Origin of the sequence: Kribbella sp. NPDC051952, from assembly GCF_040680855.1 — a bacterium.
Lineage (GTDB): Bacteria > Actinomycetota > Actinomycetes > Propionibacteriales > Kribbellaceae > Kribbella.
In genome coordinates, this window is sequence record NZ_JBFAXQ010000002.1 from 343658 (window position 1) to 358831 (window position 15174).

Below are 15174 nucleotides of genomic sequence, written 5' to 3' on the forward strand. Positions count from 1 at the left end.
TCGCTGCCCTATCGCAAGCGGGGAATGACGTCGGTGGCGATCTGCTCGAGGACGGCTTCGCTGCCGGCGTAGACGCCTTCCGCGCGGGGCCAGTGGCTGATCACGTCGGTGAAGCCCAAGGCCGCGGCGCGGCTGACAACGTCTTCGAAGGCGTCAGGGCTGGACAGCGAGTACCGGGCGGAGTCGAGCGCCAAGTAGCGATCGAAGGGCCGACCCTCCAGTACGTCGTCCAGCCGGTGGCTGAGGTCCGTGACGGCGGCGAACCAGGTCTCGAAGTCCGGGGACTTCGGACCGGTCGTGACCCAGCCGGCGCCGTACTGAACGGCAAGGCGGAGTGAACGCGGTCCGTTGGCGGCCATGATGAACGGCACCCGCGGCTGCTGCACACAACCGGGCAGCGTCCGGCCGTTGCGGGTCTCGAAGTACTCACCCTTGAAGTCGACGCCGTCGGTGGTCAGCAGCTTGTCGAGCAGTTCGACGAACTCCGCGAACCGATCCACCTTCTGCCGCGGGGTGAGATCCGGGCCGCCCTGGATCGTCGCGTCGAGGCTGCCGCCGGAGCCGATGCCGCAGAGGAACCGGCCGTCGGAGACGTCGTCGATCGCGAGGATGTCCCGGGTCAGCGCCAGCGGATGCCGGAAGTTCGGCGACGTCACGAACGTGCCGAGCTTGATCGTGGACGTGACCATCGCGGCCGCCGTCAACGTTGGCGTCGTACCGAACCAGGGCGAGTCCTGCAGACCGCTCCAGGTCAGATGGTCGTACGTCCACGCGTGGACGAAGCCGAGCTCCTCCGCCCGCCGCCACAACGGCGCCGCGTCCTTCCACCGGTACTCCGGCAGGATCGTGATCCCGAATCGCATGCCCGCCAGCGTAGTCCCGGGTCTCGATGTGGCCGAAACCACGATAGTTGCATTTTGCCACGATATTCGACACGGTCGTTAGGCAGTCCCCCAACTGAACAGAACGGAGGCGCGCCGAAGCGAGGCGTGACATCACCTGTGGCCATCGAACTCGAGAACGACCTCGACAGCCAGGCAGAGACCACCGACCACGCAGCACATCCCGCGATCGCACCACCCCCACCGCCCGGCAGCCGAAGTCGCGGTTCCGGGCTCGACCGCATCACCTTCGGTGTCACCGCGGTCATCGCCCTGGCCTTCGTTGCCTGGGGCATCGCCAGCGCATCCAGCCTCGGTACGGCGTCCACCTCGGCGCTCGGCTGGGTCGAGCAGAACACCGGCTGGCTGTTCGTCCTGCTGGCGTCGGGTTTCGTCGTGTACGTGATCTGGCTGGCCGCCGGCCGGTACGGGCGGATCCCGCTCGGCGCCGACGACGAGCAGCCGGAGTTCAAGACCGTGTCCTGGGTGGCGATGATGTTCAGCGCAGGCATGGGCATCGGCCTGATGTTCTTCGGCGTGAGCGAACCGCTCTCCCACTTCACCAGTCCCCCACCCGGCACGGTCGACGGCGGTACGTCGGAGGCGCTGCAGACGGCGATGGCGACGACGCTGTTCCACTGGACCCTGCACCCGTGGGCGATCTACGCGGTCGTCGGCCTGGCCATTGCCTACGGCACCTTTCGGCGGGGGCGGTCGCAGCTGATCAGCTCCGCGTTCGCCCCGTTGCTCGGCCGGCGGACCGAAGGCCCGGTCGGCAAGGTGATCGACGGGCTGGCGATCTTCGCGACGCTGTTCGGGTCCGCCGCGTCACTCGGGCTGGGCACGCTCCAGATCGGTTCCGGCGTACGGATCCTGGGCTGGCTGGACCAGACCGGCAACGGGGTGCTCGTCGGCATCATCGCCGTACTCACGGCCGCGTTCGTCGCGTCCGCGGTGTCCGGGGTGGCGAAGGGCATCCAGTGGCTGTCCAACATCAACATGGTGCTGGCCGTCGCGCTGGCCGTGTTCGTGTTCGTCGTCGGTCCGACCGTGCTCATCCTCAACCTGGTCCCGACCGCGATCGGCGACTACTTCCGCGACCTGGCCGCGATGGCCGCGCGGACCGAGGCGAGTGGCGGCGACGCGATGGCGAAGTGGCTGTCCGGCTGGACGGTCTTCTACTGGGCCTGGTGGATCTCGTGGACGCCGTTCGTCGGGATGTTCATCGCCCGGATCAGCCGCGGCCGGACGATCCGCCAGTTCGTCACCGGTGTACTGCTGGTGCCGTCCCTGGTCAGCCTGCTGTGGTTCTGCATCTTCGGCGGTACGGCGATCGACATCCAGCGCGGTGGTACGGACATCGCTGGTGAGTCGACCACCGAGGGGCAGCTGTTCGGCATGCTCGACCACCTCCCGCTGACGTCGGTCACCACGATCCTGGTCGTCGTACTGGTCGCGATCTTCTTCGTGTCCGGCGCGGACGCGGCGTCGATCGTGATGGGCACGCTGTCCGAACGCGGTGCGATCGAGCCGAAGAAGTCGCTCGTCGTGTTCTGGGGTGTGCTGACCGGCGCTGTGGCCGCGGTGATGCTGTTGGCCGGTGGCGGTGGTGCGGATGCCTTGCAGGGCCTGCAGAACCTCACGATTGTGGCGGCGTTGCCGTTCGCGGTGGTGATGGTCGGACTGGCGGTCGCGCTGGCCAAGGACCTGCGCACGGATCCCTTGATGTTGCGCAGCACGATCGGCTCGGAGGCGGTCGAGGCAGCGGTGATCGAGGGCGTGAGCAATCACGGCGAGGACTTCTCGCTGGTGGTCAAACCCCAGCAGGAGTAGGGGTCGGGAACGTGGCTAGGGAGCTGGTGCCGATGCTGCCTAGCCACACCTTCCCGTCCCGTTCGCGAACGCCGGTCGGCATGTGGAAGTTCGGGTGCTTGGCCCGGACGTCGTGGATCAGCCGGCCGGCTTCGTCGTACGCCTGGATCTCGATGATGTCGGCGGCCTTCGGCTTCAAGGCCTCGGGCAGAGCCCAGACCGCCTTGCGGAGGGCGGGATGCTTGGGCAGCAGGAGGTCGAGCAGGGCGTTGCGTGGTGAGCCGACGGCGACCCAGATCAAGCCATCGGAGCCGCGGGCGATGTTGTCCGGCAGTCCCGGGATCTCCGCCACGTGTACGGGCTCGGCGTTCTCGTCGGTCAGGTCGAGCTTGAAGAGGCCGTACGTCGCCGTCTCGGCCCAGAAGAGGGTACGACGATCCGCACTGAGCGCGACGCCGTTCGGGAAGGCCCGGCCGGTCGTCAATCGGGTGAGCTCGCCGTCCGGGGTCAGCCGGTACACGCTGCCGGTCGCGGAGTGCTCCAGCAGATCGGCCATCCACTCGTCGATGCCGAAGCGGGTGGACGAGTCGGTGAAGTAGATCGTGCCGTCCTCGGTCACGTCCGCGTTGTTGCAGAAGCGCATCGGCCGGCCCTCGACCTCGGACAGCAGCGTCGCGATCCGGCCGTCCTGGTCGAGGGTGAGCAGGCCTCGGTTCGCGTCGCAGACCAGGACCTTGCCGTCGGGCAGCCACTCCAGTCCGAGCGGCCGGCCGCCGGTGTCGGCCAAGGTGGAGATCGTCTTGCCGTCGGCACTCACGCGCAGGATGCGTCCGTCGTACAAGCCGGTGAGGACGCTGCCGTCGGTGTCGATCAACGTGTCCTCGGGCCCTGCGCCCGGCAACGCGACAACGTCCACGTCGATCGGCGACGGGTTTCGCGCCGGCGGCGTGGGCGGCGGAGTCCAGCGAACGGGCGCGATCGACGACTTCATGCCGTGACCTTAGCGCGGTGAAGCCAGGCGATCACAAAATGCCACAGCCCGGAGCGATCCGTGGATCGGTCCGGGCTGCGAACGTTCTGCTCTAGAAGATGACCTCGCCGCGGGCACGCCGGGCGCGGAGCTTCTCCAGGGCCTCCTCGAGGATCTCGGCCGCCTCCTGCTCGGAGCGCCGTTCCTTCACGTAGGCCAGGTGGGTCTTGTAGGGCTCGATCTTCGGCGGCGGAGGCGGGTTGTTCACATCGGTGCTGGTCGGCAGACCGCACCGTGGACAGTCCCACGCCTCCGGGATGGCCGCCTCGACCGCGAAGACCGTCGCGGTCTCGTGCCCGTTCGCACAGAAGAACACGATGCGCTGCCGGGGCGCGCTGTCGCCACGCTCCGCCTCGCCCATCGGTCCGGCACCGACCCGGCTGCCACGAATCGCACTGCCACCACCAGCCACGGGAACCTACTCCCCTCAGCCGAGCTTGTAGAGCAGGCCGAGCGCGACGATGGCTGCGAACCAGACCAGACCGATACCGATCGTGATCCGGTCCAGGTTTCGCTCGGCGACCGAGGAGCCGCCCAGGCTGGACGACACACCGCCACCGAACAGGTCCGACAGGCCGCCACCGCGGCCTTTGTGCAGCAGCACCAGCAGCGTGAGCATGAGGCTGCAGATGATCACGATGATCGAGAAAGCGAGAATCACGAGGAGTAGCCTAACTGAAGGTCCAGGTAACGGCAGATCCCGGCGAACTCGTCGGCCTGGAGGCTCGCGCCCCCGACCAAGCAGCCGTCGACATCTGGTTGGGCCATGATGCCACCTGCACTGGCCATCTTCACCGATCCGCCGTAAAGAATCCGTACCGAGTCGGCCACCGAGGGTGAGATCGTCTCTTCCAGTCTGGACCGGATCGCCGCGATGACCTCCTGCGCGTCCTCCGGGGTCGCCACCTCGCCGGTGCCGATCGCCCAGACCGGCTCGTACGCGATCACGAGCTTGCGCACGTCGTCCGGCTTCAGCCCGGCCAGCGAACCGTCGATCTGCTGCACGCAGTGGTCGACGTGGCCTTCGGCCTTGCGGACCTCGAGACCCTCGCCGACGCACACGATCGGAGTCAGACCGGCCTCGATCGCCTTGGCCGCCTTCGCGTTCACCACGGCGTCGTCCTCGTTGTGGTACTGACGCCGCTCGGAGTGCCCGACCAGCACGTAGGTGCAGCCGAGCTTGCTCAGCATGGCCGCCGAGATCTCGCCGGTGTAGGCGCCGGAGTCGTGCGTCGACAGGTCCTGCGCGCCGTACTTGATCTTCATCCGGTCACCGTCGACCAGCGTCTGCACGCTGCGCAGATCCGTGAACGGCGGCAGCACCGCCACCTCGACCCGCTCGTAGTCGTGCTTCTTGTCCTGCAGCGTCCACGAAAGCTTCTGCAGCAGGTGCACCGCCTCGACGTGGTTGAGGTTCATCTTCCAGTTGCCCGCCATCAACGGCGTACGGGCAGCTGTGCTGTCCACCATCGTCAGTCCTCTTCCAGTACAGCGAGACCCGGGAGCTCCTTGCCCTCCAGGTATTCGAGCGACGCCCCACCACCGGTGGAGATGTGCCCGAACGCGTCGTCCGCGAAGCCTAGCTGGCGTACGGCGGCCGCGGAGTCACCGCCACCGACCACACTCAGCCCGTCCACCTCCGTCAACGCCTGCGCGACGGCCTTCGTTCCGCCGGCGAACGCCGCCATCTCGAAGACACCCATCGGACCGTTCCAGAACACCGTCTTCGCGTCGGCGATCTCGGCCGCGAACGCCTTGCCGGAATCCGGGCCGATGTCCAGGCCGAGCTGGTCGGCCGGGATCGCGTCCGCGGCCACCACGGTGGCCGGCGAATCGGCCTTGAACTCGGGCGCGACAACGATGTCGGTCGGCAGCACGATCTCGACGCCCTTGGCCTTCGCGCTGTCCAGGTAGCCCTTGACCGTGTCCAGCTGGTCGTCCTCGAGCAGACTCTTGCCGACCTCGTGGCCCTGCGCCTTCAGGAACGTGAAGACCATGCCGCCACCGATCAGCAGCTTGTCGGCCTTGGCCAGCAGGTTGTCGATCACCGCGAGCTTGTCCGACACCTTGGCGCCACCGAGTACGACGACGTACGGACGGGCCGGCTCCTCGGTCAGCTTCTTCAGTACGTCGACCTCCGCGAGCACCAGCCCACCGGCGGCGTGCGGGAGCTTGCGGGCGACGTCGTACACGCTGGCCTGCTTGCGGTGCACGACACCGAAACCGTCGCTGACGAACACGTCGGCCAGCGCTGCGAGTTCTTCGGCCAGCGACTCACGCTGCGCCTCGTCCTTGCTCTCCTCGCGGGCGTCGTACCGCACGTTCTCGAGCAGCAGGACCTCACCCTCGTCCAGATCCTGTACGGCGGACTGCGCGCTGTCACCGGTGACATCGGCGGCGAAGTGCACCGTGATGCCCTCGGGCTGCAGCAGCTCGCCGAGCCGCTCGGCCACCGGGGCCAGCGTGAACTCCGGGTTCGGCTGCCCCTTCGGGCGGCCGAGGTGCGCGGTGACGATCACCTTCGCGCCGGCCTTGGCCAACTTCACCAGCGTCGGCACGGAGGCGCGGATGCGGCCGTCGTCGCCGATCACGTCGTTCTTGATCGGCACGTTCAGGTCGGAGCGGACCAGCACCCGCAGGCCGGCCAGGTCCCCGAGGTCTTCGATGGTCTTCACAGTTCAGCTTTCCTTCGCAACAACCGTTAACGTCCGGAGAACCGGCGGTCGAGGACCACGGTTCTCCGGACGCAACGTGAACGGAACGTCAGAGCGAGGCGCCGACGTGGTTGACCAGGTCGACGAGGCGGTTCGAGTAACCCCACTCGTTGTCGTACCAGCCGACGACCTTGACCTGGTTGCCGATCACCTTGGTCAGGCCCGCGTCGAAGATGCAGGAGGCCGGGTCGGTGACGATGTCGCTCGAGACGATCTCGTCCTCGGTGTAGGTCAGGTACCCCTTCAGGGTGCCCTCGGCGGCGGCCGCCTGATAGGCGTCCTTGACCTCGTCCACGGTGACCTCGCGGCCGACGGTGACGGTGAGGTCGGTGGCCGAGCCGGTCGGGACCGGAACGCGCAGCGCGTAGCCGTCCAGCTTGCCCTTGAGCTCCGGCAGCACCAGGCCGATCGCCTTCGCGGCACCGGTCGAGGTCGGCACGATGTTCAGCGCGGCGGCGCGGGCGCGGCGCAGGTCCTTGTGCGGACCGTCCTGCAGGTTCTGGTCCTGGGTGTACGCGTGGATCGTGGTCATCAGGCCACGCTCGATCGTGAACGCGTCGTGCAGGACCTTCGCCAGCGGGGCGATGCAGTTCGTGGTGCAGGACGCGTTCGAGATCACGGTGTGCTTCTCGGCGTCGTACAGCTCGTGGTTCACGCCCATCACCACGGTCAGGTCCTCGTTCTTCGCCGGGGCGGAGATGATGACCTTCTTGGCGCCGTTGTCGGCGTGGGTCTTGGCCTTGGTGGCGTCGGTGAAGAAGCCGGTCGACTCGATCACGACGTCGGCGCCGACGTCGGACCACTTCAGGTTCGCGGGGTCGCGCTCGGCGAACGCCTTGAAGCTGTGGCCGCTGACGGTGATGTCGTCGTCGGTGGCGGAGACCTCACCCGGGAAGCGGCCCAGGATCGAGTCGTACTTCAGCAGGTGAGCGAGGGTCTGGTTGTCGGTCAAGTCATTGACGGCGACGACCTCGATGTCGGCACCGGACGCCTGCACGGCGCGGAAGAAGTTACGGCCGATCCGGCCGAAGCCGTTGATACCTACGCGTACGGTCACGGGACTACGTCTCCTCAGATCTGGCGTTCGAGCACTGCCCTACAGCCCGAACATTAGCCCAACCGCCCACTCGACCAACTGGTAGCGTCCACCTGAGACCACCTTCACTGACCGGTAGTGTTCAGAGCAGACCACCCAGACGCACGACTGCCCCGGAAATCTTCCGGGGCAGTCTTTTGAATACCAGTTGTCCAGCTGGTGACGTCAGTACCCGAGCGCGGCACTCGTAGTACGTCCGCCGGTCACGCCACCGGTCTGCTCCTTGGCACCGTCGCCGCTGTGCTCCGGCACGGTGCTCCCGGCCGGTGCGTGCGCGCTGTTCAGCAGCTTGGCCGCCAGCGCCGCATCACCGGGTGCCCCGATCCCTAGCGCCGCCTTCACGCCGTCCAGCCGCCCGGGCGTCTCCTGGACACCATCGGCCGGCCAGCTGGCCACGGACGGATCGTCGGCAACCATCTTGTTCTGGTTCTGCTGCTCCTGGAGCTTCCGGAGCTCCTCCTGGCGCTGCATCTCCTTGATGGCGTTCTCGGTCCGGACACGCTCGAGCTCGGCCAGTGCCTTCGCTTCTTCTTCCTGGGTACCCATCAGTCCTCATCTGTTGGTCGGCTGGAAACCCCGTAGGGCAATCCAACCGACGCGACAAGGACGGGTGCAGGGGGTTGTTGATAACGATCCGGTCAGGCCGGGTCGAGCATCTCCGGGGTGAGGTTGGCCTCGGTGTTCGGGATGTTGAGGTCGGAGGCGCGCTTGTCGGCCATCGCGAGCAGGCGGCGGATCCGGCCGGCCACCGCGTCCTTGGTCAGCGCCGGCTCGTGCAGCTGCCCGAGCTCCTCGAGGCTGGCCTGCTTGTGCTCGAGCCGCAGCTTGCCCGCCACCTGCAGGTGATCGGGTACGTCGTCACCGAGAATCTCCAGCGCCCGTTCGACCCGCGCACCCGCCGCGACGGCGGCGCGCGCGGAGCGGCGCAGGTTGGCGTCGTCGAAGTTGGCCAGCCGGTTCGCGGTCGCGCGAACCTCGCGGCGCATCCGTCGCTCTTCCCAGGCCAGCACGGACTCGTGCGCACCGAGACGGGTCAGCAGGGCACCGATCGCGTCACCGTCGCGGATCACCACGCGGTCGACGTTGCGGACCTCGCGAGCCTTCGAGCCGATGCCGAGCCGGCGGGCCGCGCCGACCAGAGCAAGCGCCGCCTCCGGACCGGGGCAGGTGACTTCGAGCGACGACGACCGCCCCGGCTCGGTCAGCGAACCGTGGGCCAGGAACGCACCGCGCCAGGCCGCCACCGCATCACACGACGCACCCGAGACGACCGCCGGCGGAAGCCCACGGACAGGCCGGCCGCGGTTGTCGACGAGGCCGGTCTGGCGCGCCAGCGCATCGCCGTCGCGGACCACGCGTACGACGTACTTGGTCTGCTTCCGGATTCCGGACGGGGAGATCACGACGACGTCCGAGGGGTGGCCGAAGATCTCGGCGATGTCCTTGCGCAGGCGGCGGGCCGCGGCCCCGCTGTCGAGTTCGGCCTCCACGACGATCCGGCCGGACACCAAATGCAGACCGCCCGCGAACCGCAGCACGGAGGACACCTCGGCCTTGCGGCAACAGGGTTTCGTGACCTGAATACTGGTCAATTCGGACTTCACCTGTGCTGTCATCGCCATGAGTGCATCCTCCCACCGGTGTCAAAGACCCTCGCCCCCGGAACCACTGAAGCGACAGAGGGTCAACTGCTGTTCCAAGGATCTGTTACGGGCGGTGCAACCTTCCGCGACGCTGGCCGCGTTCCTTCGGCGACCTCGAGAGGAGGGGTATGAGAGCGCAGGACGAAACGGAGTTCACCGAGTTCGCGGCGATCACGATCCGCCGGCTGCGGCGTACGGCGTACCTGATGTGCGGGGACTGGCATCGCGCCGAGGACGCGGCGCAGGACGCATTGGTGAAGGTCTACCGGCGCTGGAACCGCATCCAGCGCGGCGAAGGGCTGAACAGCTACGCGCAACGCTGCGTGGTCACCGCTGTCTTCGACCAGTCCAGGAAACCATGGCGACGCGAGCACCTGGACGACACCGAGGAAGCACTCGTCATCACGCCTGATGCCGTCCGGCCGGTCGACGACCGGCTGCTGGTGACCGAAGCGCTCGCAGCGCTGGCACCCAGCCAACGGGCTTGTGTCGTCCTCCGGCACTACGCCGACCTCAGTGTCGAACAGACCGCCGACATCTTGCGCATCTCCCCCGGCGGCGTGAAGAGCCAGACCTCCCGCGGTCTGACCCGGCTCCGCGAACTACTCGACCACACCGAAAGGAGCGCCCCGTGAGCAACGACATCGAACGACTCCTGGCCGACGCCGCCGACGACTCCGACCAGCCGATGCACACCACCGTCGACGACCTCCTGATTCGCGCCCGGCGCTCCGTCCGCCACCGCCGGATCGCCACCGCCGCCACCGCCGCCCTGACCACCGCCGCCGTCATCGGCGGCATGGCCACCTGGTCCGCGACGCGATCGGAGAGCGAAGGGCCCGCCGGTACGCCGTCCGGCCAGACGATCACGATCGACGCCAAGACCGGCCGGATCGTCGACAACGAGACCGGCAAGACAGTCACTCCGGCGCCGCCGGTCAGCCCGTTGTCCGACGCCGAGGCGCTCGCGCGCTGCCGGCAGTACGACCGCGAGAACGTCGACTTCCTCCGCGAACACAAGGCGAACGTCTGGGACAAGGCCGGCCCGATCGACGCGCGCTGGAAGGTCGTCGTCAAGAGCGGCAACCAGAACGAACTGATCGCGATGTTCCTCGCGCCGGACAAGTCCCTGGTCGCGACGTGTGACATGGATGCTCCGAAGAAGCCACGCACCAACGGGCGCATCAGCACCGAGGTGGTCAAGCAACTCGACCCGGACAAGCCACAGGCCGTGGCGAACGGCCTCCGGGTCCCGGTCCCCGGTGTCGCCCGTGTACTCGTCGACCTGGAAGGCCAGAACAGCCCGCACGAGGCACTCGTCGGCACTGACGGGTTCTTCACGATCGGGTACCGCGGCGACGAGGACATGCGGCTGGTGCTGCGCCGGATCAGGGCGTACGACGCGAACGGCAAGAAGGTGTGGGAGCAGGTCACCCCACCGGTGACCTTCCCGTCGAGCACCGTGAAGCCGGTCGACCCGGCGGTGACCGTCAAGACCGCCGAGCCGATTCAGCCTGACGTCGTACTGACGAAGGACCCGGCGACCAGGAAGGCCCTCGCTCCCCCGCCGCCGGTCAGTCCGCTCACCGACGAGCAGATCACGACCCGGTGCCGCGGCGTCGACGACATCTACTTCAAGGACGCCGGCCGGGCACCCGGGAATCCGAACGACTCGGTGATCAAGGCCGCCGGCCCGGTCACCAAGGACTGGAAGGTCGCACTCAAGACCGGCACCGGTGACAAGCTCACCGCCATCCTGATCTCGCCGGACAAGCGGGTCTTCGCGTGGTGTCACATGCTCGGGACGACCGCCAAGGGCCCGTACGACTACACCCGGGGCGCCGTGCAGGCCGATGGCAAGTTCGCGGACCACTTCGAGTGGGCCATGGTTCCGGACGGCGTCGCCCAGATCGTCGTCGACCTGCCGAAGGGCCCGACCCGCGCCCTGGTGTCGAACGGCTTCTACATCTGGGGTCTCACCGGTGGGAACTCGGGCCTCAAGCAGGTGCGCGTCCGCGGCTTCGACGCGAAGGGCAAGCAGGTGTACGACGCGAAGAAGCAACTCGACGTCGACTTCGACTGAGTGTCAGGCGAAGATCTCGCGGTAGACCTTGGCGAGTTTGTCGGGGGCGTGGTGGAGGTGGCGGTCGTCGTCGGCGATGTCGGCGATGACCACCTCCGCTCCGAGCGATTCCGCCGTACGGCGCAGTGATTTCGGATCGGGCACGTGGTCGACGTCGGCGAGGACGACGTCGATGCGGAGATCGGGCGCGTGGGCGGCGAGCACCTCGAGGTGGGTCTCGGGTGAGAAGCCGTCGGTCTCGCCCTTCTGCTCCCCCAGGTTGAGCGTCAGCAACCGACGGGCGCTCGTCTGCTCGAGGGCGCGGGACAGCGCCGGCACGAGCAGGTTGGGAATCACCGAGGTGAACCACGAGCCCGGACCGACCACCACCCAGTCGGCCTCCGCGATGGCCACGAGCGCCTCGGGACAGGCCGGCGGGTCGACCGGATCGAGCGCGACGTCCACCACCTGGCCCTCGGTCGACGCGACCTCGGACTGCCCGCGGATCTCGGTGATCACCTCCGGATGCTCAGGATCCAACCCGAGCACCCGCGCCGTGATGTCCAGCGGTACGGCGGACATCGGTAGTACTCGTCCTTGCGCGCCAAGCAGCCGCCCGACCCAGTCGAGCCCGTCGACGGCCTCGCCGAGCAGCTCCCACAGGGCGACGATCAGCAGGTTCCCGACCGCGTGATCATGCAGCTCACCGTTGCTGCGGAAGCGATGCTGCAGTACGTCGGCCCACGTCCGGCCCCACTCGTCATCGCGGCAGAGGGCGGCCAACGCCATCCGCAGGTCACCCGGCGGCAGGACGCCGAGCTCCTTGCGCAAGCGTCCGGACGAACCGCCGTTGTCGGCGACCGTGACGACAGCGGTCAGCTGGTCGGTGACGTGACGAAGTGCGGAGAGGGAGGCGGCCAAGCCGTGTCCTCCACCCAGGGCTACGACCCGGGGTGCCCTCGTCACTCCCGCCCCAGATCCCGGTGTACGACCAACGTCGGTGAACCTTTCTCGCGCAGCCTCCGGGCGATCTCCTCGGCCATTGCGACGCTCCGGTGCTTTCCCCCAGTACACCCGATCGCGACGGTGACGAAGCGCTTGCCCTCGTTCAGGTAGCCGGTCCGCAGGGTGTCCAGCACGTCCACGTAGTTCTGCAGGAACTGCTGGGCCAGCGGATGGCTGAGCACGAAGTCTGACACAGGCTTGTCCTGCCCGGTCATCGGACGCAGATCGGGCTGCCAGTACGGGTTCGGGATGAACCGCATGTCGGCGACCACGTCCGCGTCCACCGGGATGCCGTACTTGAACCCGAACGACACCACGGTCGCGCGCAGCTCGGCGTTCTCCTCGTCGCCGAACGCGTTCACGATCTTCGCGGCGAGCTGGTGGATGTTCATGTTCGAGGTGTCGATGACCAGGTCGGCGCCGGCCCGGATGTCGCCGAGCAGCTCGCGTTCGCGCTGGATACCGGTCAGCAGCCGGCCGTCGCCCTGCAACGGGTGCGGCCGGCGAACGCTCTCCTGCCGGCGCACGATCACGTCGTCGGAGGCCTCGAGGAACAGCGTCAGCGGCTTGTACCCCTTCAGCCGCAGGTCGTGGATCGCCGAGCTCAGCTCGTCGAAGAACAACCCGGTCCGGACGTCGACGACGATCGCGAGCCGCGGTGACGCACCCGTGCCGACGACCTGCTCGACGATCGTGGTCAGGAACATCGGGGGCAGGTTGTCGACGACGAACCAGCCCAGGTCTTCCAGTACGTCGGCAACGGAGCTTCGTCCCGCGCCGGACATCCCGGACACGATGATGAGGTTGCCGCCCGTGTCGTCCATCAGCTCTCAGTTCTCCCTGGGTCCCCGTCGGCCGCCCCGGCCGGCGCCGGGACGTCGTCGCCCAGTATCTCGCCCGTGGCGGTATTCACCGATGGCGCGCGCCCGGTTTCCGCCTTCGTTGCGGCAGCGTTAACCGCCAGTACGACGGACTCGGCCAGCCGGCGCCCGAATCCGGGCAGGTCGGCCACCTCGTCGATGGTGGCCCCACGCAACTTCTTCAGCGACCCGAAGTGCCGCAGCAGCGTCTTCCGCCGGACCTCACCGAGCCCCGGAACCTCGTCGAGCACGCTCTCCACCATCGACTTCGACCGCCGGCTGCGGTGATGGGTGATGGCGAACCGGTGGGCCTCGTCGCGCAGCCGCTGGAGCAGATACAGCCCTTCGGACGTCCGGGAGAAGATGACCGGGTCCTCCTCGTCCGGCAGCCAGACCTCCTCGAGCCGCTTGGCCAGACCGCAGACCGGGATGTCGCCGAGGCCGAGCTCGTCCATCGCCTGCCGGGCGGCCGCGACCTGCGGCGGACCACCGTCGACGACGACCAGCCCCGGCGCGTACGAGAACTTGCGCGCGCGGCCGGTCTCCGGATCGATCAGCGAACCCGACGGGTCCTCGTCCTCCTTCAGCGTGGCCCGCTCGTCGAGCAGCCGCCGGAAGCGTCGGGTCAGCACCTCGGCGATCGAGGCGACGTCGTTCTGTCCGTCGACGCCCTTGATCACGAACCGGCGGTACTCGCTCTTGCGCGGCAGGCCGTCCTCGAAGACGACCATCGAGGCGACCACCTCCGTGCCCTGCAGGTTCGAGACGTCGTAGCACTCCAGCCGTAGCGGCGCCTCGGGCAGGTCGAGTGCGGCCTGGATCTCCTCGAGGGCCAGGTTGCGGGTGGTCAGATCGCTGGCCCGCTTGGTCTTGTGCATGGTGAGCGTCTGCAGCGCATTGCGCTCGACCGTCTCCATCAGGGCCTTCTTGTCACCGCGCTGCGGGACCCGGATCGACACCCGCGCGCCGCGGATCCGCTCGAGCCACTCGGTCAGCGCGTCGGCGTCGTCCGGCATCGTCGGGACCAGGATCTCCCGCGGGATCGCGTCGACCGAGTCATCGGCGTACATCTGCTGGATGAAGCGGGAGACGAGGTCGCCGGTGGTCGCCGTACCGTCGGCCTTGTCGGCGATCCAGCCGCGCTCACCGCGGATCCGGCCGCCGCGGACGTAGAAGATCTGGACGGCGACCTCGAGCGGGTCCTCGCTCAGCGCGATCACGTCGGTGTCGGTGCCGTCGCCGAGGACGACTGCGTTCTTGGCCAGCGCCTTCTCCAGGGCGGCCAGGTCGTCGCGGATCTTCGCGGCCCGCTCGTACTCGAGCTCGGCCGCGGCGGCGCGCATCTCCTTCTCCAGCCGGCGCACGTACGTCGCGGTCTGGCCGGAGAGGAACGCGGCGAAGTCGTCGACGATCTGGCGGTGCTCCTCCTGGCTGACCTGACCGGTGCAGGGGGCGGCGCACTTGCCGATGTAGCCGAGCAGGCAGGGCCGGCCGATCTGGCGGTGCCGGTTGAACACGCCCTTGCTGCAGGACCGCATCGGGAACACCCGCAGCAGCAGGTCGACGGTCTCCCGGATCGCCCAGGCGTGACTGTACGGACCGAAGTACTTGATGCCCTTCTTCTTCTGGCCCCGGCCGACCATCACCCGCGGGTAGTCCTCGTTGAGGGTGATGGCAAGCCACGGGTACGACTTGTCGTCGCGGTACTTCACGTTGAAGCGCGGGTCGTACTCCTTGATCCAGGAGTACTCCAGCTGCAGCGATTCGACCTCGCTGGCGACCACGGTCCACTCGACCTTCGAGGCCGTCGTCACCATCGCCTGGGTGCGCGGGTGCAGGTTGACCAGATCCTGGAAGTACGACGACAACCGGGCCCGCAGGTTCTTCGCCTTGCCGACGTAGATCACCCGCCCGGCGGAGTCGCTGAAGCGGTAGACACCAGGAGAGTCAGGAATCGACCCCGGCGCGGGACGATAGGAGGACGGATCAGCCACCCAACCACCCTAGTTCGGGACGCCGACAAATCCGGAATTCCGCCAAAGTTTCCACTGCGACTTCAATGACAGACTTG

General features: G+C 67.8%; 15 protein-coding genes. 3 read left to right on the forward strand and 12 right to left on the reverse strand.

Annotated features, from left to right (window positions below):
• Window positions 1-8 precede the first annotated feature (8 nt).
• On the reverse strand, window positions 9-863 hold the full coding sequence (locus AB0L70_RS06285; RefSeq protein ID WP_363680616.1) for an LLM class flavin-dependent oxidoreductase: 855 nt from the start codon (window positions 861-863) through the stop codon (window positions 9-11).
• 126 nt (window positions 864-989) lie between these two features.
• Here AB0L70_RS06285 and AB0L70_RS06290 point away from each other — a divergent pair, with 126 nt between their 5' ends.
• Window positions 990-2714, forward strand: coding sequence for a BCCT family transporter (locus tag AB0L70_RS06290; protein WP_363680618.1), 1725 nt, complete (start codon window positions 990-992; stop codon window positions 2712-2714).
• Here AB0L70_RS06290 and AB0L70_RS06295 read toward each other — a convergent pair.
• From AB0L70_RS06295 to whiA, 8 genes are all read right to left on the reverse strand, one after another.
• The gene (locus AB0L70_RS06295) at window positions 2695-3684 is read right to left on the reverse strand and encodes an SMP-30/gluconolactonase/LRE family protein (RefSeq protein ID WP_363680620.1); all 990 of its coding nucleotides are present in this window, start codon (window positions 3682-3684) and stop codon (window positions 2695-2697) included. The two genes, AB0L70_RS06290 and AB0L70_RS06295, sit on opposite strands and share 20 nt — an antisense overlap.
• 91 nt (window positions 3685-3775) lie before the next feature.
• Window positions 3776-4135, reverse strand: coding sequence for an RNA polymerase-binding protein RbpA (locus AB0L70_RS06300; RefSeq protein ID WP_131356954.1), 360 nt, complete (start codon window positions 4133-4135; stop codon window positions 3776-3778).
• A 15-nt stretch (window positions 4136-4150) separates the two neighbouring features.
• Window positions 4151-4384, reverse strand: a complete 234-nt coding sequence (gene secG / locus AB0L70_RS06305) for a preprotein translocase subunit SecG (protein ID WP_363680623.1) — start codon at window positions 4382-4384, stop codon at window positions 4151-4153.
• Window positions 4381-5193 (reverse strand): triose-phosphate isomerase, encoded by an 813-nt coding sequence (tpiA, locus tag AB0L70_RS06310; protein ID WP_363680625.1) that lies wholly within the window; start codon window positions 5191-5193, stop codon window positions 4381-4383. The genes secG and tpiA overlap by 4 nt, the downstream gene beginning before the upstream one ends.
• Window positions 5194-5195: 2 nt before the next feature.
• A complete protein-coding gene (locus tag AB0L70_RS06315; RefSeq protein ID WP_363680627.1) occupies window positions 5196-6398 on the reverse strand; it encodes a phosphoglycerate kinase in 1203 nt (400 codons plus the stop codon).
• An 88-nt stretch (window positions 6399-6486) separates the two neighbouring features.
• A complete protein-coding gene (gap, locus tag AB0L70_RS06320) occupies window positions 6487-7494 on the reverse strand; it encodes a type I glyceraldehyde-3-phosphate dehydrogenase (protein WP_363680629.1) in 1008 nt (335 codons plus the stop codon).
• Between the two features lie 204 nt (window positions 7495-7698).
• Entirely contained in the window at window positions 7699-8079 is a 381-nt protein-coding gene (locus AB0L70_RS06325; protein ID WP_363680631.1) for a hypothetical protein, read from the reverse strand.
• A 92-nt stretch (window positions 8080-8171) separates the two neighbouring features.
• Window positions 8172-9155, reverse strand: coding sequence for a DNA-binding protein WhiA (gene whiA, locus AB0L70_RS06330; protein WP_132403991.1), 984 nt, complete (start codon window positions 9153-9155; stop codon window positions 8172-8174).
• Window positions 9156-9304: 149 nt separating this feature from the next.
• Here whiA and AB0L70_RS06335 point away from each other — a divergent pair, with 149 nt between their 5' ends.
• Both AB0L70_RS06335 and AB0L70_RS06340 read left to right on the forward strand, forming a co-directional pair.
• On the forward strand, window positions 9305-9811 hold the full coding sequence (locus AB0L70_RS06335) for a SigE family RNA polymerase sigma factor (protein WP_363680634.1): 507 nt from the start codon (window positions 9305-9307) through the stop codon (window positions 9809-9811).
• Window positions 9808-11259 carry a hypothetical protein gene (locus tag AB0L70_RS06340; protein WP_363680636.1) on the forward strand — a complete coding sequence of 484 codons (1452 nt, stop codon included), beginning with the start codon at window positions 9808-9810 and terminating at the stop codon, window positions 11257-11259. Before AB0L70_RS06335 ends, AB0L70_RS06340 begins: the two co-directional genes overlap by 4 nt.
• A 3-nt stretch (window positions 11260-11262) precedes the next feature.
• Here AB0L70_RS06340 and yvcK read toward each other — a convergent pair whose 3' ends face one another.
• From yvcK to uvrC, 3 genes are read right to left on the reverse strand one after another with little or no spacing between them, the layout of a single operon-like run.
• On the reverse strand, window positions 11263-12204 hold the full coding sequence (gene yvcK, locus AB0L70_RS06345) for a uridine diphosphate-N-acetylglucosamine-binding protein YvcK (RefSeq protein ID WP_363680638.1): 942 nt from the start codon (window positions 12202-12204) through the stop codon (window positions 11263-11265).
• Window positions 12201-13067: an RNase adapter RapZ gene (rapZ, locus tag AB0L70_RS06350; protein ID WP_363680640.1), complete on the reverse strand. Its 867-nt coding sequence runs from the start codon at window positions 13065-13067 to the stop codon at window positions 12201-12203. Before rapZ ends, yvcK begins: the two co-directional genes overlap by 4 nt.
• Window positions 13067-15097, reverse strand: a complete 2031-nt coding sequence (gene uvrC / locus AB0L70_RS06355) for an excinuclease ABC subunit UvrC (RefSeq protein WP_363680642.1) — start codon at window positions 15095-15097, stop codon at window positions 13067-13069. Before uvrC ends, rapZ begins: the two co-directional genes overlap by 1 nt.
• Between the last annotated feature and the right edge of the window lie 77 nt (window positions 15098-15174).

Bases quoted from the DNA above. Each gene is read 5' to 3' on its own strand.
- AB0L70_RS06285 (WP_363680616.1), bottom strand. From the start codon at position 863: ATGCGATTCGGGATCACGATCCTGCCGGAGTACCGGTGGAAGGACGCG.
- AB0L70_RS06295 (WP_363680620.1), bottom strand. From the start codon at position 3,684: ATGAAGTCGTCGATCGCGCCCGTTCGCTGGACTCCGCCGCCCACGCCG.
- tpiA (WP_363680625.1), bottom strand. From the start codon at position 5,193: ATGGTGGACAGCACAGCTGCCCGTACGCCGTTGATGGCGGGCAACTGG.
- AB0L70_RS06325 (WP_363680631.1), bottom strand. From the start codon at position 8,079: ATGGGTACCCAGGAAGAAGAAGCGAAGGCACTGGCCGAGCTCGAGCGT.
- whiA (WP_132403991.1), bottom strand. From the start codon at position 9,155: ATGGCGATGACAGCACAGGTGAAGTCCGAATTGACCAGTATTCAGGTC.
- AB0L70_RS06335 (WP_363680634.1), top strand. From the start codon at position 9,305: ATGAGAGCGCAGGACGAAACGGAGTTCACCGAGTTCGCGGCGATCACG.
- rapZ (WP_363680640.1), bottom strand. From the start codon at position 13,067: ATGGACGACACGGGCGGCAACCTCATCATCGTGTCCGGGATGTCCGGC.